This window comes from Paenibacillus sp. GD4, assembly GCF_030846225.1.
Classification (GTDB): Bacteria; Bacillota; Bacilli; order Paenibacillales; family NBRC-103111; genus Paenibacillus_G; species Paenibacillus_G silviterrae.
Genome location: NZ_JAVCYK010000001.1, coordinates 92,338 through 113,986, shown reverse-complemented (window position 1 = coordinate 113,986; position 21,649 = coordinate 92,338). Strand labels below are relative to the sequence as shown.

General features: G+C 48.5%; 17 protein-coding genes. 15 read left to right on the top strand and 2 right to left on the bottom strand.

Going from position 1 to position 21,649, the window contains the following annotated elements:
- The 7 genes from RAC89_RS00520 (at window position 1) to RAC89_RS00490 (ending at window position 7,624) form a co-directional block, all read left to right on the top strand.
- Entirely contained in the window at window positions 1–1,161 is a 1,161-nt protein-coding gene (locus RAC89_RS00520) for a Gfo/Idh/MocA family protein (RefSeq protein WP_306611099.1), read from the top strand.
- A gap of 22 nt (window positions 1,162–1,183) precedes the next feature.
- Window positions 1,184–2,272 (top strand): Gfo/Idh/MocA family protein, encoded by a 1,089-nt coding sequence (locus tag RAC89_RS00515; protein WP_306611098.1) that lies wholly within the window; start codon window positions 1,184–1,186, stop codon window positions 2,270–2,272.
- Window positions 2,273–2,275: 3 nt separating this feature from the next.
- On the top strand, window positions 2,276–3,244 hold the full coding sequence (locus tag RAC89_RS00510; RefSeq protein ID WP_306611097.1) for an ABC transporter permease: 969 nt from the start codon (window positions 2,276–2,278) through the stop codon (window positions 3,242–3,244).
- A 12-nt stretch (window positions 3,245–3,256) separates the two neighbouring features.
- Entirely contained in the window at window positions 3,257–4,117 is an 861-nt protein-coding gene (locus tag RAC89_RS00505) for a carbohydrate ABC transporter permease (protein WP_306611096.1), read from the top strand.
- 43 nt (window positions 4,118–4,160) lie between these two features.
- Window positions 4,161–5,762 carry an extracellular solute-binding protein gene (locus RAC89_RS00500; RefSeq protein ID WP_306611095.1) on the top strand — a complete coding sequence of 534 codons (1,602 nt, stop codon included), beginning with the start codon at window positions 4,161–4,163 and terminating at the stop codon, window positions 5,760–5,762.
- 158 nt (window positions 5,763–5,920) lie between these two features.
- Window positions 5,921–6,919 (top strand): aldo/keto reductase, encoded by a 999-nt coding sequence (locus tag RAC89_RS00495; protein ID WP_306611094.1) that lies wholly within the window; start codon window positions 5,921–5,923, stop codon window positions 6,917–6,919.
- Window positions 6,920–7,108: 189 nt separating this feature from the next.
- A complete protein-coding gene (locus RAC89_RS00490; RefSeq protein WP_373429996.1) occupies window positions 7,109–7,624 on the top strand; it encodes a D-lyxose/D-mannose family sugar isomerase in 516 nt (171 codons plus the stop codon).
- A gap of 202 nt (window positions 7,625–7,826) precedes the next feature.
- Here RAC89_RS00490 and RAC89_RS00485 read toward each other — a convergent pair whose 3' ends face one another.
- Complete coding sequence (locus RAC89_RS00485) at window positions 7,827–8,690, bottom strand: helix-turn-helix transcriptional regulator (protein WP_306611092.1); 864 nt, start codon at window positions 8,688–8,690, stop codon at window positions 7,827–7,829.
- A gap of 179 nt (window positions 8,691–8,869) precedes the next feature.
- Here RAC89_RS00485 and RAC89_RS00480 point away from each other — a divergent pair, with 179 nt between their 5' ends.
- The 4 genes from RAC89_RS00480 (at window position 8,870) to RAC89_RS00465 (ending at window position 16,823) form a co-directional block, all read left to right on the top strand.
- Window positions 8,870–10,192 (top strand): ABC transporter substrate-binding protein, encoded by a 1,323-nt coding sequence (locus RAC89_RS00480; RefSeq protein ID WP_306611091.1) that lies wholly within the window; start codon window positions 8,870–8,872, stop codon window positions 10,190–10,192.
- Window positions 10,193–10,396: 204 nt separating this feature from the next.
- On the top strand, window positions 10,397–11,881 hold the full coding sequence (locus RAC89_RS00475; protein ID WP_306611090.1) for an amidase family protein: 1,485 nt from the start codon (window positions 10,397–10,399) through the stop codon (window positions 11,879–11,881).
- Window positions 11,882–12,225: 344 nt separating this feature from the next.
- The gene (locus RAC89_RS00470; RefSeq protein WP_306611089.1) at window positions 12,226–16,068 is read left to right on the top strand and encodes an S-layer protein; all 3,843 of its coding nucleotides are present in this window, start codon (window positions 12,226–12,228) and stop codon (window positions 16,066–16,068) included.
- Window positions 16,069–16,319: 251 nt separating this feature from the next.
- Window positions 16,320–16,823: a GNAT family N-acetyltransferase gene (locus tag RAC89_RS00465; protein WP_306611088.1), complete on the top strand. Its 504-nt coding sequence runs from the start codon at window positions 16,320–16,322 to the stop codon at window positions 16,821–16,823.
- A gap of 70 nt (window positions 16,824–16,893) precedes the next feature.
- Here the strand turns inward: RAC89_RS00465 and RAC89_RS00460 are convergent, their stop codons facing one another.
- Window positions 16,894–18,093 carry an ROK family transcriptional regulator gene (locus RAC89_RS00460; protein ID WP_306611087.1) on the bottom strand — a complete coding sequence of 400 codons (1,200 nt, stop codon included), beginning with the start codon at window positions 18,091–18,093 and terminating at the stop codon, window positions 16,894–16,896.
- Window positions 18,094–18,269: 176 nt separating this feature from the next.
- Between RAC89_RS00460 and RAC89_RS00455 the strand changes: the two genes are divergently transcribed.
- The 4 genes from RAC89_RS00455 to RAC89_RS00440 all read left to right on the top strand — a co-directional run bounded on the left by RAC89_RS00455 (window position 18,270) and on the right by RAC89_RS00440 (window position 21,644).
- Entirely contained in the window at window positions 18,270–18,722 is a 453-nt protein-coding gene (locus RAC89_RS00455) for an RbsD/FucU family protein (RefSeq protein ID WP_306611086.1), read from the top strand.
- Complete coding sequence (locus RAC89_RS00450) at window positions 18,719–19,768, top strand: aldo/keto reductase (RefSeq protein ID WP_306611085.1); 1,050 nt, start codon at window positions 18,719–18,721, stop codon at window positions 19,766–19,768. The genes RAC89_RS00455 and RAC89_RS00450 overlap by 4 nt, the downstream gene beginning before the upstream one ends.
- A 102-nt stretch (window positions 19,769–19,870) precedes the next feature.
- Window positions 19,871–20,662, top strand: a complete 792-nt coding sequence (locus RAC89_RS00445) for a sugar phosphate isomerase/epimerase family protein (protein WP_306611084.1) — start codon at window positions 19,871–19,873, stop codon at window positions 20,660–20,662.
- A gap of 13 nt (window positions 20,663–20,675) precedes the next feature.
- Entirely contained in the window at window positions 20,676–21,644 is a 969-nt protein-coding gene (locus RAC89_RS00440; protein WP_306611083.1) for a Gfo/Idh/MocA family protein, read from the top strand.
- The last annotated feature ends 5 nt before the right edge of the window (window positions 21,645–21,649 follow it).

Here is a 21,649-nt window from a genome sequence, read left to right as displayed (position 1 = left end):
ATGTTGAAAGTGGCTGTTATCGGTACCGGCGGTATTGCAAACTCGCATCTGGAGGCCTATGTGACCTCGTTTAGGGGAAGATGTCAAATCGTTGCGTTATGCGACATTTACGAGGAAAAGGCCGTCCGGTATAAAGAGAAATTTCAGCTCGACTGCCGGGTCGAACAAGACTACCGCGAGCTGCTGGACAGCGATATCGATCTGGTGTCGGTCTGCACCCCTCCGTATACGCATGCTCAAATCGCAATCGACTTGTTGCGCGCGGGAATGCATGTATTGGTAGAGAAGCCGATGTCTTCTTCCTTGGAGGAATGCGACCGGATGCTGGAGGCGGCTTCAGAGTCGAAACGCATTTTGTCCGTAGTCGGGCAAAATCGGTTCAGGGATCCGATCATGAAGCTAAAGCACACGCTCGACACCGGAAAGCTGGGCAAAATCGTACATGCACAGGTCGATTCCTACTGGTGGAGAGGGCACTGCTATTACGATCTGTGGTGGAGGGGCACTTGGGAAAAGGAAGGCGGCGGCTGTACGCTAAACCACGCCGTTCATCATATTGACATGCTGCAGTGGATGATGGGGATGCCGGACAAAGTCCATGCAGTGATGAGCAATACGTCGCATGATAACGCGGAAGTCGAGGACATTTCCATAGCCATTCTTTCTTACGGAAACGGAAGCCTGGCGCAAATTACAAGCTCTGTCGTGCATCACGGAGAGGAGCAGCAGCTTATATTCCAAGGGGAGAAGGCAAGGATTTCCGCCCCCTGGAAGGTTTATGCATCCACCTCCAAGGAAAACGGATTCCCGATCCGGAACAGTGCGCTCGAGGAGGAGCTCGAGACCACGTACAATAGCATGGCGGATCTTCCGTATTCAGGGCACGCCGGACAAATCGACGATGTGATGAAGGCAATTGAAAACGACTCGCTGAACGTGCTCATTGACGGCGGAGAAGGATGCAAAACGTTAGAGCTGATCACGGCCATCTACGAAGCGGCGGCTACAGGCAAGAGTGTAAGCCTCCCTCTAACCAAGGACAGCCTGTTCTATTCGAGAGACAGCCTGCTCGCGAACGCTCCGCATTTTTACGAGAAGACCTCGTCGGTAGTTTCGTTCTTGAAGAACGAGATTACGCTTGGCAGCGATTATAAGAAATAACACCAAACAGGAGATGAAGGCTATGCAAGCACAAGACGGTATGAATTACGCACCTCAAGGAAAGCCGGCCCCGGTTTGCGAAAAGGGTGATTTTTCGTTTGCGGCGGTCGGTCTCGATCACGGGCACATTTACGGAATGTGCAACGGGCTCATCGAAGCCGGGGGACAGTTGAAATGGGTGTACGACCCGGACCCCGCCAAGGTGAACAAATTCCTTGAAACGTATCCTGAGATCAAGGCGGCAAGATCCGAACAGGAGGTGCTTCAGGATCCGGATGTGAGGCTGGTTGCCGGCGCGGCCATCACATCGGAACGTTGTGACCTGGGCATGCGCGTCATGTCGCATGGAAAGGATTACTTTACGGATAAAGCGCCGTTTACAACGCTCGCGCAGCTGGAACAGGCCCGGCAAAAAGCTGCGGAGACCGGCTTGAAGTACGCGGTTTATTACAGTGAGCGAGTACATGTAGAGAGCGCGGTTTATGCCGGACAATTGATCGAGCGGGGCGCGATCGGTCGCGTACTGCAGGTGAGCGGATATGGTCCGCACCGGATCAACGTGCCGTCCAGACCGGGTTGGTTTTTCAACCGCGAGCAATTCGGCGGCATACTTTGCGATATCGGCAGCCATCAATGCGAGCAATTTTTGTTCTACACAGGTTCCAAGGACGCGAAAGTAGTGAACAGCCAGGTGGCTAATTATAACCACAAGCAATTTCCGACGTTTGAGGATTTCGGCGATTGCAACCTGGTGGGCGACAACGGTTCCACGGGATACTTCCGTGTCGATTGGTTTACCCCGAACGGCCTCAGCACATGGGGGGACGGCCGTACCATTATTCTTGGAACCGACGGATATATTGAATTGCGCAAATACGTGGATATAGCCAGAGAAAAAGGCGGCGGGCACGTGTACCTCGTTAATCATGAGGGCGAGCATTATTTCAACGTAAGCGGGAAGATAGGATATCCGTTTTTCGGGGAGCTGATTATGGACTGCCTGAACCGCACGGAGATCGCGATGACGCAGGAGCATGCCTTTAAAGCGGCTGAGCTTTGCCTGACGGCGCAGCGCGATGCCAGATTGATTGAAGGCGCTTGGAGGTTGTAGCTTATGAGAGCAATAAATAGCAGTCTTGCCCCGGATAAGAAGGAAAGCGCACTAATTTCACTGAAAAAAAAGAAAGGATTGTTTTACTATATAAAAGCGGATTACATCCTTTACCTGATGTTGATTATCCCTGTTGCCTATATAGTCACATTTAAATATGCCCCTATGTATGGCATACAGATTGCTTTTAAGGATTACAACATTTTTCAGGGCGTCAGCATGAGTCCGTGGAATCATTTTGCGACATTCGAGCAAATTTTTTCATCTCCACAATTTTATCAGGTTGTTAGAAACACTTTGGTGCTTAACGGTTTGGATTTGCTCGTTGGGTTTCCAGCGCCGATCCTTTTGGCAATTTTAATTAATGAGCTGGTATGGAATAAATTCAAAAAGGTAAGTCAGACCATATTGTATCTGCCGCATTTCCTTTCCTGGGTTATTATCGGCGGAATGGTTGCTCAGCTGCTCTCTCCCACAGGGATGGTAAACTCCTTAATTACTAATATGGGTGGTGAACCGTTACCGTTCCTCACGAACAAATACGCATGGGTTGCAACGTATTCTCTTATTGGAGTATGGCAGAACGCAGGATGGGGGACCATTTTGTATCTTGCTGCAATGACGGGAATCGACAAGCAGCTGTATGAAGCTGCTGAAGCGGATGGAGCCGGAAGATTCAGGAAGATTTGGCATATTACATTACCGGGCATCAGACCGACCATTGTGATCCTTCTGATCCTACAGCTCGGTAATATTATGGCTATTAACTTCGACCGTCCATTCAACATTCAAAATAACCTTGTCATGGATTTTGGTGATGTTATCAGTACCTATGTTTATCGTGTAGGTATTCAATCCGCGAACTTTTCGGTTGGTGCGGCTGTAGGTCTGTTCCAGTCTGTAATTTGTTTAGTCTTCCTGTTAACTTCCAATTTCATTTCCCGCAAATTAGGCGAAGACGGAATATGGTAAGGAGGTGCCGGTATGTCGCAAAATGTAAAAAATAAACTCATTGATTATACGGCGGCATTTATTGTATTAATTGCGGTTTTTATATGCCTGGTTCCTTTTCTCTATATTCTTTCGCAATCGCTTAGCTCCAATAGGGCGATTATATCCCATGCCGTTACCATCTATCCCATAGACTTTAATATAGAAGCCTATAAAGTGGTATTCGGGGATGCCGGCATGCTGTACTCCTTGTTCTATACGGTGATCCTGACGGCTGTGTTTGTGCTTCTTGCATTAACCGTTACCATATTGGCGGCGTATCCGCTGACCAAAAAAAGACTTAAGGGTAGAAATGGTTTACTGCTCATCATGTTGTTTACCATGTATTTTAGCGGAGGATTGATTCCGGATTATCTGAATATAAAGAACCTCAGTCTTTTGAACACTCCAATGGCACTGGTTCTTCCGGGTATGATGAGCGTTTACTATATGATCATATTAAAATCGTTCTTCCAGAGCCTTCCGGAGAGCCTGGAGGAAGCTGCACACCTCGACGGATGCAACGAGCTGCAGATTTTGCTTAAGATTGTACTGCCTCTTTCCAAGCCGGCACTTGCCACAGTCAGTTTACTGTATGCCGTATTCAGATGGAATTATTTTCAGGATGCTCTTTTCTACATTACAGATCAGGACCTGTATACGATTCAGCTTAAGCTCTATAATGTTATCAATATTTCTCAGCAAATGTCTGGAGAGAATATCAATGTGAATCTGCCTTCAGAGGCATTGAAAGCGGCAAGTATTATGTTTGGCACCGTTCCGATTCTACTAGTGTACCCGTGGCTCCAGAAATACTTTGTGTCCGGCATTATGATCGGTGCCGTTAAAGGCTGATATGCAATTTTCAAATATTAACTTTATAAAAGGAGTGGTTCCTTTGAAGTCAAAGGCAAAAAGATCTATCCATGTTTCTTTGGCAGCGCTAACCCTTGCATCTACATTGGCTGCCTGTACGAGTAATTCGCCAAGCAACACACCAAGTGGTACAGCAGGTGCTACAAAAGAACATCGAACATTAACGGTCGAAGTTTTCGACAGAGGCAAACCCGGACAGCCGGATTTGAATAATAACTTCTGGACAAAGTATATCAACGATAATTTCGGTAAGCAGTTTAATGCTACAGTCAACTTTGTTTCCGTACCTAGAGCCCAGGAGGTAGACAAGTTAAACGTATTGATGGCAGCCGGCCAGGCACCTGACATTTCCTTCACCTACAACACGGGTCTTGTTTATAATTATGTACAGCAGGGTGGATTGGCAGAGCTTGATTCCGTTCTCAAGCAGCATGGACCAACGCTTACAAAGTATCTTGGCGATGAGGTATTAAAGTATGGTAAATTTAACGGCAAGCAATATGCTATACCGGGCAAGAGAACGGTTCTCGCAGGTTCGAATACGTTTATCCGTAAAGACTGGCTTGATAAACTGGGTCTTCCTGTTCCAACTACGCCAGAGCAGTTCTATAACACCATGGTTGCATTCAAAGAGAAGAACCCTGGAAATGTAAGCGGAGTCATTCCTTATGGTTATTCCCTGCAGCCTTTAAATCCCGGGCTTGGCTATATACCGGAAGCCTTTAGACCGTCCAACCTTACTGAAGAACAGTTTGCTACACTTCAGCCGCAGCCTAGCTGGCTGGCGAACTGGAATATGCCGGGGTTTGATAAAGCGGTTCAGTATATGAACAAGATGTATAATGCAGGGTTGATCAGCCCGAATTTCGCAACGGACAAGGATGGAAAATTGCTCGACGCAGATATTTCCAATGGCAAAGTCGGAGCATTCCAGACGAACTGGGACGGTCCGTATAGGACAGCTCCCGGAACCTTGGCCAACCTTACAAAGAACGTCCCTGGTGCTCAGCTTATTCCTATCGATCCATGGCAGAATGATGCAGGCAAACATCCTAAGAACGGGTACAGCCCCAATGGTATGTATATCATTATTCCTAAATCAAGTAAGAACGTTGACCTTGCGATACAATACCTTAACTGGATGGCTGATCCCAAGGTAACCCTCTTCCTCCAGAACGGTCAGGAAGGTGTCGATTACAACATGGTTAATGGTGTTCCCAAACAGACAGGAACAACAAATTCCGGTGATAAGATGATGACGGTTGCTAACAACCTAGACTATGACATCCTTACAAACGGTATCGAGCTTGGTGATCAGCAGAAGAATAATGCAGCCATTTCTGCAGGTTACCCTGGATATGAAAAAGAGGTAGAGAACGCTTTAAAGGTAGGTATGGTGGACTATTACACGACATACTTCTATTCGTTGCCGAATGCGGCTGATGCAAAGAACAACACAGAGCTTAAAAATCTTTCAGCTCAAATGCTTGCAAAGCTAATTGTTGCTAAGCCAGCTGAAGTGGATAGCCTGTACAAAACATTGGTTCAACAGTACATGAGTCAGGGCGGTCAGGCAGTTCAAGACGAGTATGTAAAAAATTACAAGGCTCAAAATGGGAAATAATTAGTAAGTCTAATGGATGCGGTTTTTTAAAGCAAAGTGCGGGTTCCATTTATGCGGAATCCGCATTTGCTTCTTTTTTTATTGAATCCTATAAAAAATAAGCCTATGATTAGTATGGCGAATTGCTTGCCAAACTACGACTGAATGTGGGAGGGCTTATGGATTACGTCTATTTGGGAAGAAGCGGGCTGCAGGTTTCGCGATTTTGCTTGGGAACGATGACTTATGGCGATTGGGAAATGGATGAAGCTAGCTCGTTAGCCGTTATTGAGCGTGTGCTGGATGCCGGGATTAATTTCCTGGATACGGCGGATACGTATGGCCGGGGTACCAGCGAGGAAATTATCGGCAAAGTTCTCAAGGGCCGAAGGGATCGCGTTATTGTCGCCACGAAGTTTAAAGTGCGAACAGAAGAGGGACCCAATGGCGAAGGTGCCAGCCGCTACCGCATTATGAAGCAGGTTGAAGCGAGCCTGAAGAGATTGAATACCGATTACATAGACTTGTATCAGGTGCACCGTCCCGATCCGTATACCCCTTTGGATGAGACGCTTCGTGCACTTGACGATCTTGTTACGCAGGGAAAGGTGCGGTACATCGGGTGTTCGAACTTCGAGGCCTGGCGAATTGTGGAATCGTTATGGGTAAGCGAGAAAATGAACCTGGAACGGTTCATTACGAATCAACCGTCATATAATTTATTTAACCGATATATTGATCAGGAAATACTGCCCGCTTGCGAAAGACACGGGCTCGCAACACTGGCTTACTCACCGCTCGCCGGGGGCTGGCTTTCCGGCAAGTATCGGGCCGGGCAGCCGCTGCCTGCAGATTCACGCGGAGAGCGCATGAACCCGGATTTACCGGAAAACCGTGCCAAGTTCGAAACGGTTGAACGACTCGCACAACTGGCAGATGCAATGGGAATCAAGCTGGGACAGCTTGCTTTGGCATGGCTGCTGCGCAGAAAAGACGTGATCCCTGTCATAGGAGTTCGAAATGACCGGCAGCTCCAGGATAATCTGGGGGCGCTTGAAGTGAAGCTGGGGGATGAGGAGCTGAAGCTGATCGATCAGATTTGTCCGAATCCTTATAAGGATTTTTCCCAGGACGGCAGCTTCTGGTTTCGTGAGCCTCGTGCCTACCGGTTTAAATAATTATCGAAAAGAGGCTTGGAGAATGAAGCAAACGAAGGTTGCATTATGCCGATCAGGCGACTTTGACCCGGATCATGTGCTTGTTGAATCTTGTTGATCGCAAGGCTGGATATTAGCTTCAAATAGCTCATTCTAATAGGAAGGTGATACCTAGTGGCGCTTAAAAAAAGTGAAGTCGTCGCAGCTCAGCTGCGGACCGTAGAGCTGTTACGTGCAGCAGGAATTGTACTGACGCCAGAGGAGCAAAAGCAAATCGAGGTCGCATGCTTCGGGCTTAACGATCTGCCGCAACAAGGATTGGAATTGATTACATATATAAATAACGACCGTTATTGCGCGAAGGATCTAGTATTATTTCCGGGGCAAACCTGTCCGGAGCATCTCCATCCGCCGGTAGGGAATGACCCCGGCAAAATGGAAACCTTCCGTTGCCGCTGGGGAAAAGTACTTCTCTATGTGGAAGGGGAAGCGACGAAGCCAATACAAGCGAATATTCCCGCTCAGAGCGAACCATATTATACCGTGTTTCATGAAATCGAGCTGCTGCCGGGCCAGCAATACACCATTCAACCGGGAACTCTTCACTGGTTTCAAGCAGCGGATACCGGTGCCATTGTATCCGAATTTTCCAGTACAAGCCGGGATGAATTCGACATCTTTACCGACCCTCACATTCAGCGAGTCCCTGTAATTTTGAACGATTAACCAACACGACTTCTAATAAAGCAGAAAAGCACCTTGTTCTCTCCTTGGTTTGTTTCCGGATCCTTTAGCCTGTCAGCGCTGAAGCGGTTGGTCGTTCCCGTCATATGGGTAACCACTGAAGCAGATTTTGATTACCTTAAGCTGAAATATTAATATTCATAAAGGGGGGAAGCTATTCCGCCCCTTTTTGACTCGTTTTTTGCTAGAGTTCTGTGACTTCAGTGGATTCCGCCATATACTTTTTTACGTATTGTTTCGGAGTGGTACCGTAAATTTTTTTGAACATCTTTATGAAATAACTTGTTTCCATACCTACCTGCACAGCAACCTCATCAACAGAAATACCCGGATAGTGTTGAAAAAGTTGAAGCGACCGCCTAAGGCGAATCATCTGCAAATAACGCCCCGGTGTCATCCCATATGCGTTAACGAACAGCCTGTAAAAATGCTGCGACGAGTAGCCGATCGCACGGGCCACATTAGAGAGACGAATGTTCTCATTATAATGCTCCTGAAGAAATCGAGTGGCGATTTGAAGCCCTTTGTTCGAACGGTCTTGCGAATGGGCGGCGGGCTGCCGTTCCTCATACGAGCACTCCTTCTGTAATGTGATCAGGATGTTATACAAATAGCTCGAAGCTTTCCATAAGCCGTCCGGTTCATCGCTGTTGATGATATGCCACAACCGAACAAGATCCTCCCACAAGTTCATACGTTCCTCGTTGATCGTCCTAAGCTTGCCCAAGCCCGCAAGTGCGGCGATACTGCTCGCCGCTTCCCCCTGAAAGCCGATGAACCCGAGCTCCCATCCGTTGTCTTTGCTGCTCGGATAATATTCGTGCGGAACACCCTCTCCAAGAAGCAGTACCGTACCCGGCGTCATGGACAGCACCTCGTCTCCGAATATGCGGAAGCTTCCGTACCCTTTGCGCGTAAATAATATTTGATATACAGGAAACCCTTTGGGCCTGTAAATCGGTTTTTGTTCATGACAGCCAATACAATAAACGTAGACCGGAGGCAGAGGAGTGGGGATTGAATTATTGGCCAATGTTAACGGCAGCATAAATAATCACCTGTTCCTGTTATAATATTGGACGACTTTCGGGTACGACACGCCAATAATAAATGTTAAGATTGAACGATTTTATCTGAATATTGTCCAGTTACAATAAACCGACTATCACCTATAATTTAACATAAATGATAGCGTTTTCAAACACATATTCGGGGGGGTAAAAAAAGATGAAATGGATTAACCTTGTATCTTCCATTGTATTGATCACAGCAGTTGCAGGCTGCAGCCAAGGAACAAGCACACAGGTTGACACGGGGAGTGCTGACAAAGGAAGTGCTCCACCGAAAATTTCAAACGAACCGATTACTCTTACTCTCTACCAGCACGCGGCGATGAGCAATGATGATATTGACAAATTTATAGTCCAGCCCGTACAAAAAAAATATCCTAATATTTCTTTTAAAATTGTACGTAAAGGGACCGGCCAAAATCCAGAAGATTTAGTGGCTGCAGGCATCGTCCCGGATTTGATCTATACGACAGACGCTAATACTCCTCTATGGCGAGACCTTGATGTACCGGAGGATTTGAACGCTTTGATTAAAAGCAACAACTTCGACTTGAACCGTTTCGACCCTGCCGCCATAGACTCCATTAAAGTGTACAGCGGTGGAAAAGGGGCCATGTACGCTTTACCGGTCGCGCAAAACATCGCTGCTCTTCTTTATAATAAAAATATCTTTGATAAATTCGCTGTCCCGTATCCGAAAGACGGCATGAACTGGGATGAGATCATCCAGTTAGCTCGCAAGATAACCAGAACAGATAACGGGGTCCGATACATTGGACTGAGCGGTGATTCGATTTCCCGTTTAGGTTATGGACTTTCTTTGCCTTACGTTAATCCGGCTACCAACAAAGCGTCCATTAATAACGATAATTGGAGAAAAGCTTTCACCACGATGAAAGAGATTATCGATGTTCCCGGTTTCCTGGGAGAGGATAAAAAAATCACTTATGGATCGAATGAATTTTTTAAGGACGGGAACGTAGCCATGTTTACCCAATGGGTTCCCGATTTGATAGCGAGTCTTGATCCGAGCATCGCAAATAATATTCCATGGGATTTTGTCTCGCTTCCCAACTACGCTGAGGCCATCGGTACAGGCCGTGTCATTACCCCGCATACGATCATGCTGAATAAGCAAAGCAAATATAAGAATGAGGCTTTTGAAGTGATGTCGATCTTAACCTCCGATGAGGTGCAAAAAGAAATGAGCAAAAGCGGGAAAATTTCCGTAGTGACCACAGGGGACTTCCAAGCACAATATGGCGCAAATGTACCGTATCTCAAAGGCAAGAACATTGCCGGTATCTTTAAGTCAAAGCCACGCAAAATTAACGACCCCCTTACTGAATATGACGTCTTAGTCCGTTCAGCCATCGATGCTGCGGCCAAAGAATTGGCAGCCGGCAAAGATGTGAATACGGCCTTACGTGAAGCGGAGGAGAAAGCGAATAAAGCGATTGAAGAAAAATTAAAAAAATAAATCATTGGGTTACCGGAGAAGTCCATGGTTATCATGGACTTCTTCGTTTTGCTTCCCGGGAGCCGGTTGCCGCCGGCAGCTGCCCCCATTTTTTGTAAGGGCAGTAGAGTTCAAATATAGTCGTTATTTATTGGCCGATCTGAGCCGGATTCGGTTAGAATAATGCTGAGAGCTTAATACTGCTAAAAGGGAGCGACTCTCTAAATGGATAGAACGATAAATGAAAGATTAATAGAGGCGGACATCGTTTCGTTGCAGATGGCAATGGAATCGGGTGCGTTATCGTCGGAGGCTTGCGTTCGCTGGTATTTGGAACGGATCGAACGACTCAACCCGAAGCTGAAAGCGGTGCTGGAAGTCAACACGGACGCTATAGCGGTCGCAATGGCGCTTGACGAGGAGCGGCGGGAACGCGGAGCTCGCGGACCGCTTCACGGCATCCCGATCTTGCTCAAGGACAATATCGATACAGGCGACCGCATGCATACTAGTGCCGGTTCGGTAGCTCTTGCGGAACATTTCGCTGAGAGGGATTCGGCTGTGGCCGCGCAATTAAGGGTTGCGGGAACTGTATTCCTCGGCAAAGCTAACATGACGGAGTGGGCTAATTTTATGTCAAGCACGATGTGGGCAGGGTATAGCTCCAGGGGTGGCCTAACGCTTAATCCTTACGGTCCCGGTGAGCTGTTCGTGGGCGGCTCGAGCTCGGGCTCTGGAGTGGCGGTTACCGCGAATTTATGTACCGCAGCCATTGGCACGGAAACTTCCGGTTCCATCATCAGCCCATCCTCGCAAAACGGGATCGTCGGCCTAAAGCCGACAATCGGGCTCGTAAGCCGTTCTGGAATTATCCCGATTACACATAGCCAGGATTCGGCCGGTCCGATGACGCGTACGGTCAGGGATGCTGCGATCTTGCTCGGCGCCATGACGGCGGCGGATCCGGAAGATTCGGCTATGCAAGAGAATGGCAGAATAGCATATACGGATTATACGAATTTCTTGGACGCGAATGGTTTGCAAGGCGCAAGAATTGGCGTTCCGCGGCATTATTATCGAGGATTGGACGAAGCCCGGGTAAAGATTATCGAGAGGGCGATCGCTTTGTTCAAAGAATGCGGGGCTATAGTCGTCGACCCGGTAGCGTTGCCTTGCGAGAGTGCGAAGTGGGACTGGGATGTGATGCGGTTCGAGTTCAAAAAAGGGCTGAACAATTATCTGTTTAAAGCAGGCCAAGGCGCATCCGTTCGATCGTTAGATGAGCTCATCGCCTATAACGAGGCGAATCACGACGTCGCGCTGAAATATGGTCAAGACACGTTGATCTGGTCGAATGAAACAAGTGGAACATTAACTGAATCGGTATATACTGAGAGTTTGCGCCTTAACCGTGAGCTGTCCCGGAATCAGGGCATTGATCACGCTATCAGCGAATATCAGCTAGACGCGCTGCTGTTCCTTGGCAACGAGGAAGGGCTAGATTTGTCCGCGCGCGCGGGTTATCCTGCTATTACCGTGCCTGGCGGGTACGCAGAGACAGGCATCATCGCCGAAGGCGGCTATACGACTAAAGGGCCGCAAGGAATCACTTTCGTTGGAACCGCCTACAGCGAGCCCTTGCTTTTCCGACTTGCCTACGCCTACGAACAAGCGAGCAAATATCGTAATGCGCCTGCCGATCCGGCGTAGGCACGAATGTCTCGGGATTCTCCGACCTCAAGCACTCAAGAAAATGAGGGAGGTCGCTTTATTCTGTACTCCCCCTAAGGGAGTTTTTTTGCACAAGGGGGGCTCCAGACGTTGGTCTATTGAGCTCTCTTTTATAAATGTAAAAAAAACGTGGGAAACGGTCAAAATAGCGGCATGGTAAACGAAAGCGTTTATGAAACAATAAGGGAAGTTCCAAATATTAACTAAAATATAGTAATCAGGGAGGGTTGTACAGAAAATACCTTCACGGAAGAAAATGAATGCGCTTCATCGCGGTTTGAACGAATGAAACGTTGAAATCTGATCGAGAGGAAGGTTGAATCATGGCACCCCAAAGGAAAAAAATGAAAAAGTTGATCAACTACTTATGCATCACCTCCATGCTGTTCGGGTCGGTTGTCTTCGCAGCCCCCGGAGAAGCGCAGACGGAGGAGATCTTTAAGACGATCACCATTGACGGAAGAAATGTAGATCCGCATAACCGGTTTAAGGGATTCGGAACAGTAACGGCGAATAATACGTCCCGGCTGATGCTGGATTACAAGGAAGAGCATCCCGAAGCCTATTGGGAAATCATGAACAAGCTCTTTAATCCAAAAACCGGGGCAGGACTTACGCATGTCAAGGTGGAGCTGGGCGCCGACGTGAATTCCTCATCAGGAACCGAGCCGGCCACCATGCGTTATGCAGACGAGCCGGCGGATGTGCTTCGAGGAGCAGGGTTTCAATTCGCGGCGGATGCCAAATCCATTAACCCGGATATTACAACTGAAATATTGCGTTGGGGAGAGCCACGCTGGACATGGAACGGCGCTGCGAACAAGGAATACGAGAACCGGTATCAATGGTATAAGCAAACGATCGATGCCGTATATCGCGAGTACGGCTTTAAACTGGATTATGTCGGAATCTCTCAGAATGAGAGAGCGCAGAACAATAACGGCAAGAACGAATTGGAGTGGCTAAAATATTTCACTGCAACCATTAAGCAGGAGCCCAACTATGAATCGGACTACAAGCATATCAAGCTTGTCGCCGCTGACGGCTATCGCGATACATCTACCATTAGCCGCACCCTGCTCGAGCATCCGGATTTGATCGATGAAATCGATGTGATCAGCTCCCATTACGGCTTGACCGGCTCCAACGAACTAACCCAATTGCAGAACAAGCTGATCGCCGACGGCAAGAAGCCGAAGGAGATATGGGTTTCGGAAGGCATTGCGCCGATGATCAACGCCCGCTATCGTCAAAATATGGAGCCTCAGTATAGCGGGCTTGGAGGAAAGGCAGGCATCGTCGATGTTACCTCGCGGATCATTTCCGTTTATACATGGACAGGTGCGGGAAGAAATCCGCTGAGAGCGGTTTCGTTTGATTTTCAGCCTTCCGTCGCGGCCTTTTATGAAGGCTCAGCCTATAATCCTAAGCATCTGATCAGCGCATATGATCCGTGGTCCGGCTTTTACGAGGTAGACGGCGGTCTGCAAGGAGTCCGTCATGTCATGAACTTCGTCGGCCACGATGATCACACGACTCCGGAGAATGAACGATGGATGTATGTTCAGGATGCGACCTTCAGTGACGGCGCTTTCTTCGACGGAGGCGTGGATGTCGACACAAGCACTCATAATTACATGACCTTGAAGGATCCCTCAACGGACGATTATACAACGGTTTTTGCAAATAACACCAGGAACACGCGCAAATATCAGATCCAAGCGAAGCATTTGAGCGGGAAAGAAAACGCACCGGTTTACGTATGGGAAACTCGCGGCGCAGACGCAGGTCAAAGCTACGACGCAAACTGGTTGAAGCGGATCGGTAAGATCACGCCGAACAATGGTGTGTATGAGGTTGAAGTGAAGCCGTATTCCATCGTGACGATCACTACGTTAGATAAAGAATCGGAAGTGCCGGGCTTCGGATATGCGTCGCAGCCGGTCGATTTATCGAAGGATACGATCCTGGGATTGCCTTACAAGGACGATTTTGAATACAAAACATATCCTGTTGATGCAAAAGGCAGGGATTACATCGGCCGCCGAAGCGGTACGCCGCGTTATACCACAGACCAGACGGCCGCTTTCGAGGTCGTGAGAAAAGCTACGAAGCCGGTGGCCGCAGGAAGCTCGCTTCGTACGGATCTGGACATACCGGATGCTGGAGCTCACGGTAATATGCTTCAGCAGAAAATCACCCCTGACATTATCGGCGCGGATTGGGCTGTATGGGGCGGAAGAGACGGATCGGCTTCGAACGGCAACCCGACCGCAACGTTGGGTGATCATCGCTGGGCAAACTACAAAGCGTCCTATGATTTTCTGTTGGACACCCACACCCCTGAAGTAGAGGGCAGAAAAAATTATGCCTTGCTTGGGGTACGACAGGTGAAAGCAGGCGGAGCGGATTCCCATGCGCCATATAATGCACGAGTGTTCTCCGACGGAAGCTACGAAATACTGAAGCTGGATAAGGTCGTAGCAAGCGGGACGATCGAAGGCTTCAACAACAAGATTTGGCATAACCTGGCCTTCGAGGCGAAGGAAAATGTATTTACGCTGTATCTCGACGGTGTAAAGCTTGCATCATATACGGACGCCGATTCCGCTGTGATGGCGGGAAGAATCGCGTTAGGGTCCGGCTATTACGAAACGCTGATAGACAACCTGCGCGTGGAGCCGATCAAAGGCTACGCCTACGATTCGGTTAAATATGATAGTGCGCAAGGGAAGAAATTCGATACGGAAGAGCAAGCTTTACAGCATATCGACCGCTGGAATCCTCTCGCGTATGTCGGCAAGTGGAACTATACGCAAGCAGGCTATGCGCACTTCAACCGTACACAAATGACGGCACCTACGGATGTTCCTGTCTGGAACGGAGTGACGGTAGGCTTCAGGGATACGACCAGGGTACCGGGGACCTTAAACAAAGTATTGTTTACCGGCAGCTGGTCGTCCAACAGCACCAATGCGTGGGGATCCGCGGGCACTTCATTTGAAATTACTTTTAAGGGCACCGAAATCAGACTATTCGGCGTGACTAACCCGTCCAACGGTAAGGCGGATGTTTACTTGGACGGTCAATTAGCCGGTGAAGCGAGTTATGTGAATAACAGCGAAATTCATCAAGTGGTCTGGTCGGCAAAGGATCTGGAGGATAAGGTACACACCCTCAAGGTAGTGACAAGAGAAAAATATGCCAGCTTTACCAAAGCGGAGATCGAAACGACGGACCCCGTTATGGCAGTACAGAAGTTGGCTCCGAAGGATATTGTGAAGCTTACAGACGCTCAAGCGGGCAGTGTAGCTCAAGCAGTTTATGCGGCCGCCGTCCCGGGAGATAGCGTAACGAATATCGTTTATGCTTATCGGAACAACGGCAACGTCTGGGGGTCCAACGACACGAACGCATGGGCGCACTTTAACGATGATCCTTACTTGTACATTGTCTTTACCGGTACGGGACTGGATTACTTTGCCGGAACCTCCGTCAAATCAAAATATCGCTTTGAGCTTGATGGCGTAGAGGTCGGGAATTATAACGTGAATTCCGACGGTGTGATGTACTCGGTGCGGGGCTTGGAGGAGAAGCAGCATACATTGAAGGTTTCTCTGGGAGCCAACGTGAGGCAAGAGGATTATATGGATTACCGTGGAGTTAATATTTATAGTACCCCTAAGCCGATCAGCTCCAGCAGCAGCTTGATTTTCAAATTCGAGGGGTCGGGCTTCAATTTGTTCGGAGCGACGCCGGATGCCTTGATCGACGTGTATATCGACGGTATCCCGATTCATGAGAATTATAGAATTTACGCCAAGGGAGACAGGCAGACATCGTATAGCCTCCGTGGGTTGAGATCCGCCAATCATACGGCCAAAGTGGTGGTAAAAGGCGGTACGTTTACCTTGGACGGGTTGGATGTCATCATGGGTGTCAACAAAGTGGAAGTAAACAAAGAAAAGCTCCAGCAGTTATACGATGCCAATCAAGATAAAGATCACAAGCAGTACACCAAGGAAAGCTGGAAGCCATTCCATACGGCGCTGCAAACAGCCAAAGCGGTGCTGCACAATCCGAATTCCGGATTAGAGGAAGTGGCTGCTGCAAAAATCAATTTACAGACTGCGATCGCCGGTTTGATTGGAAATACAGGCAAATAGTAATTTATTTAGTTGATTGCTTCGATTTTCTATGCCATTCCACTTTCAGCTGTAGGTCATCGTTAAATGCCGCGAAATTCGCGGCTTTTTTGTTTTATGGGATGCGTCATGATCGTTGCCATCGGCGGACGAACTTTACTAAGCCGTTCAGATGAATAGTAAAAAAGATTCTCAAAAGTGAGCTGGGTATGGTAATCTGATGGAAATCACTTTGAAGCTGAAAGAGTACTACTGAAGCCGGAGGTGGAACCATGCATATTCGAGTATTGAACGAATCGGATGCTCCATTGTACCAGCAAATACGTTTGACTGCGCTGAAACGAAGCCCCGAGGCATTCGGATCATTGTATGAGAAGGAAGCTCAGTTTTCCATGGAAATGGTTAAGGAACGCATAAGACCGACGCAGTATAAGTTTGTTTTAGGGGCTTTCGATGACCGTGGATCTCTTGGAGGTATAGTAACCTTCGTTCGTGAGACCAGCCTTAAGATGGCACATAAAGGAAACATTTTCGGGTTTTATGTTTTACACGAATGCCGCGGAAAGGGGCTGGGACGAAGGCTGCTGTTGGAATTACTTAGCCAAGTAAAAGCATATGATGGACTGGAGCAAATGAACTTGACCGTTGTATCGGACAATCATCCTGCTAAACGGTTATATGAATCCCTGGGCTTCGAGACATATGGCGTGGAAAGACGTGCCTTGAAATACAATGGACAGTATTATGATGAGGATTTGATGGTGCTTAGGCTTTAACTTGGATTAATTAGCCGTGTGGCCTTGTCACAGACCCGAACTCGTATGAGATTTCGGGTCTGTTTTGCATTCAGTTAAAGAAGGAAAGAGAGATATTCTTATCGAAGGCAAAATTCGCAGCCCCCAAAGCGCCTCCAATGTCCATATACTGCGAGGTAGTCACAATGGTGTCCGCGGAGAGAGGACGCATGGCCCGCTGCCGCATCGTTTTGGTTGCGGTATCGACAAACAGCCTGCTGGCATTGGGTATGGTACCTCCTAAAATAATCGCCTCCGGGTTAAACGTATTCAACATATTCGCCATTGCAATCCCAAGATAGGAGGCGGCTTTTTTCACTACCATAGCAGCCATATCGTCTCCCGCCTCAGCTAATTCACACACATCATGTGCTTTCAAAAATTGCAAATCCATCGATTCATCGGCAAAGGGGGAGGTATGCTCGTATGTGCGTACCAGTTTTCGGAACTCCTGCTCAATCGCAGGGCCTGCCGACAACACCTGAAGACAGCCTTGATTTCCGCATGGACATAGAGGACCTTCCGGTTCTATCGTTATATGCCCGATCTCTCCGGCTCCGCCCATGGACCCCGACATCAGCTGGCGATCGATAAAAAAACCGGCGGCTATCCCCATCCCCACCCCAATGTAGATCATGTTACGAAACGGCTGACCGGCGCCGTAACGACATTCGGCCAGGCCACGGGCCCGATGACGGTTAACGACAACCGTCGGCCACCCGATTGCTTTCTCCATTAGCTCCGCCACCTCGACATGCTGCCACCCCAAATCCGCGGCGCTCCGAATAGCCCTGTGCTTCCAGTCAATGAGCCCCGGGACCCCCAAGCCTACTAAGGGAACCGACGAGACATCCAGACTCTTCGAGAACGAAGTGATTTCTTTCGAGAGGGTACTGAATGCGTGCTCGGGTTCAAAGGAATGGATGGGTATTTTCATCACTTTGACCGCATTGCCAAGTAAATCAAAGGCTCCGAGGGTCCATGCTTTATGATCCAGGTCGGCCCCGAGTATCACTCTGGAATGAGGTACCAGCTCCAGTGTGGTGGCCGGTCGGCCCTTGGTAACCAGACGGTTCTCGGTTTCGTATACCAGCCCATTCTCCATCAGCTCTCCAATCGAGATGGAGATCGTAGCACGGCTTAGTCCTGTCAATCTTGTTAAATCGATCCGCGACATACTTCCGTGAACCCGTAAAGCTTGCAGTATGGCTAGCTTGCTGCCCTTCTGGTCTTTTAGCTCGATTTGGCTCATAATCAACACCCTACAGTGAGTTTGTTTACATTTAGAAATAAGAATTAGGATTCCCATAACATAAATACACAGGATCACCATAGGATAGAAGTAAATAATTTAAATCCTTACAAAACTGGTGGTGGTACTCATTAACCAGTCTTGATGATTCAGAAACATTCGGGAGGAATGGATGAATGCTAAGAGGGATACCGCCTATCATTTCACCGCAGCTGATGCAGGTGTTAATGGAGATGGGGCATGGAGATGAAATCGTTCTGGCCGACGGCAACTTCCCGGCCGCCTCTTTGTCCAAACGACTCATTCGTTGTGACGGGCATGTGATTAAGGATCTGCTTGAAGCAATCATACCTTATTTTCCGTTGGATTATGCCGTGGAACGCCCTGCTGCGGTTATGTCGCTAAGAGACACTGAGCATCCTCCGGGAATATGGGAGCAATACCGAACGATGCTTCAAACCGGTCACGCCGATTTTGTCGATTTCGAATATGTAGAAAGATTCGAATTTTACAATAGGGCCAAGGAGGCTTTCGCCGTCATTGCCACAAGCGACCAAGCCTTTAAGGGAAATCTGATACTGAAAAAGGGCGTGGTCCGGAATATGTCCGAAGGGGAGGGGAGAAAGTGAAAAAGCGGAGGCTCGGAGCGTCAGACCTGCATCTTAGTATACTCGGCATGGGCTGCTGGCAATTTGGCGGCGGAGCCTATTGGGGTGAGCAAAGCCAAAAGGATGTAAATGAAGTTGTACACTGTGCGCTTGATATCGGTATGAATTATTTTGATACGGCGGAGGTTTATAATGAGGGAAATAGTGAGATTGCCTTGGGGATCTCACTCAAAGGGCGGCGGCACCATGCTGTGATTGGCAGCAAAATCAATACGGCAAATGCAAGACCCGATTTGCTGCGTAAAGGCTGCGAGGATAGCCTTAAGCGCTTGCAGACCGATTACATCGATTTGTATATGCTTCATTGGCCGATCTCCCCGTTATCGATTAAGCATTTTACAGGCAACGCCGAATTAATCGCCAATCCCCCAACGGTTCATGAGGTGTTTCATACGCTGCAGGAACTGCAAAAGGAAGGGAAAATCCGATATATCGGCATCAGTAATCACGGCGTAGAGCAGATGGAGGAGGTCCGTGCGACCGGCGTGAAGGTTATAGCAAACGAACTCCCGTATAATCTGATCTCGCGTGCCATTGAGGATACGATCTTACCCTATTGTGAGCAGCATCAAATAGGCGTTATCGGTTATATGCCTCTTCAGCAAGGAGTATTAACTGGCAAATATGCCGATTTATCCGATGTGAAGCCGATGCAGGCCAGATCGAGGCACTTTCATCACAGCAAAGGGCATGGAACCCGTCATGGGGAAGAAGGGGCCGAAGCGGAGATTAATGCGCTGCTGAAGGAAGTGTACGAAATCGCTAACGAGCTGGATGTTCATATGAGCGTGCTTTGTTTGGCGTGGTCTATAGCCAATAGTTCGATTACTACAAGCATCGTAGGCTCCCGCAATGTAGAGCAGCTGGAGCTTAACTCCCGGGCTGCAGCCCTTGACCTAAGTCCCGCCGTATTGGAGCGGCTAAACCGGATCAGCAAGCCGGTATTGGATAAACTGGGCGTCAGTCCCGATTATTACGAGAATAGGAACCATAACCGTATACGCTAAGTACAGGGTCAGTTCCACAAAGCTGAATCGAAAAGCTGCAGGCCCTTTTGTAAACGCTTTAATCACCTGGTTTTACAATAATATAAAAAGGATGTGCTGATCATGGCGAATCAACCGATTACTTTCTCTGTATTCACTAAGCCTTGGAAATCATTATCCGTTTGGGAGCTAGGCAAGTTTGTAAAGGATTTGGGCTTCGACGGCGTTGAGTTCCCGCTTCGTGACGGCTATCAGCTTGAGCCCTCCAATGCGCATCAGCTTCCGGAGCTGGCCAAACAATTCGCTGATCACGGTCTGCGCATATTTAGTATCGCGAGCAGTACGGATGAGCGGGTATTTGCCGGATGTGCAGAGGCGGGAATTCCCATGATCCGAATCATGCCATCCATTTCACATGAATTAGGGTACATGGAATCGGAGAAGCGCGAGCGAGAGAAGCTGGAAGCATTAATCCCTTTATGTCAAAAATATGGAGTAAAGGTCGGCTCGCAGCAGCATTACGGAAACCATGTGACCGATTCGATGGGACTGCTGCATCTGCTTGACGGGCTTGCGCCGGAATGTGTCGGAGCGATCTGGGATTCCGCACATGATGCTCTTGCGGGCCAACAGCCGGAGTTCGGCTTAGATATCGTATGGCCGTATTTAGCTATGGTGAATTTGAAAAACGCGTACTACAACAGACTGAACGGGCCTGAAGCGCAGAACGCCGAGTGGAAGCGGTATTTCACATCGGGACGTCAAGGACTCGCATCCTGGCCACGAGTGGCGAACTATCTGAAGCAGCGTGATTATAACGGAGTGATCTGTTTAACGGCGGAATACACGAACGAGCATGACGTTGATCGTTTGATTCGGGAAGACATCGTTTATGCAAAGTCACTATTCGAATAAGGGAGGTACCACCATGTCCAATAAAATCAGAATAGCAATCATCGGTGCCGGCCGTATGGCGAATTCAGTTCATTACCCGTCCCTAGCTGCCATAGAGGACGTTGAAATTGCCGGAATTTGTGATCTGAGTCCGGTGGCACTAAAGCAAACGGCTGACCAGTATGGCATCGCCAATCGTTATACCGACTACCAACAGATGATCGAGGAAGTCAAACCCGACGCGGTCTATGCCATCGGTCAACCGCACATGATGTATGACATATGGCTTTGGTGCCTCGAACAAGGCTTAAACTTATATATCGAGAAGCCCTTGGGGATTACGATTCACCAAGCACGGGCCTTAGCTTATATAGCTGAAAAAAACGGGTGCATTACTCAAGTAAGCTTTCAACGTCGGAGCTCTCCGATGGTCACGAAGCTCCGCGAGGAATGCTTGAAGCGGGGGCCTATCACCCATGCGGTGTGCCGGTTCTACAAATCGGAGATTGAGCCGTTTCTAAGGGCCAGGGACAGGATGATGGATGACACGGTGCATTCCATCGATACGCTGCGCTGGATGTGCGGCGGAGAAGTTGTCAAGGTAGAAAGTATGACACAAAGGGTGCAGGTGCCGGATATCAATTTCATTTCGGCCACACTTCACTTTGATAACGGCTCTATGGGCTATTTAATTAACAGCTGGTCCAGTGGCCGCCGTATTTTTTCAGTGGAAATGCATGCCCCTAACATTTGCGCAGAAGCCGAACACGAAACAAAGGGCTATCTTTATGCAGACGGCGATACCAAAGGGATTGAATACGATGCCCGTGAAGTGGCGGGAGGCCAGGAGCTGTTTCAATACGGCGGTTTCTTGGCGAAGCACCAGGAATTTATCCGCTGCCTGAAGTCAGGCACGCTGCCTTCCTCCCACTTTGGGGATGCACTGAAGACCATGGAAGTGGCCGAAACGATTCTTGCCCAAGCGATGCTTGCCGGAAGATAAAACGC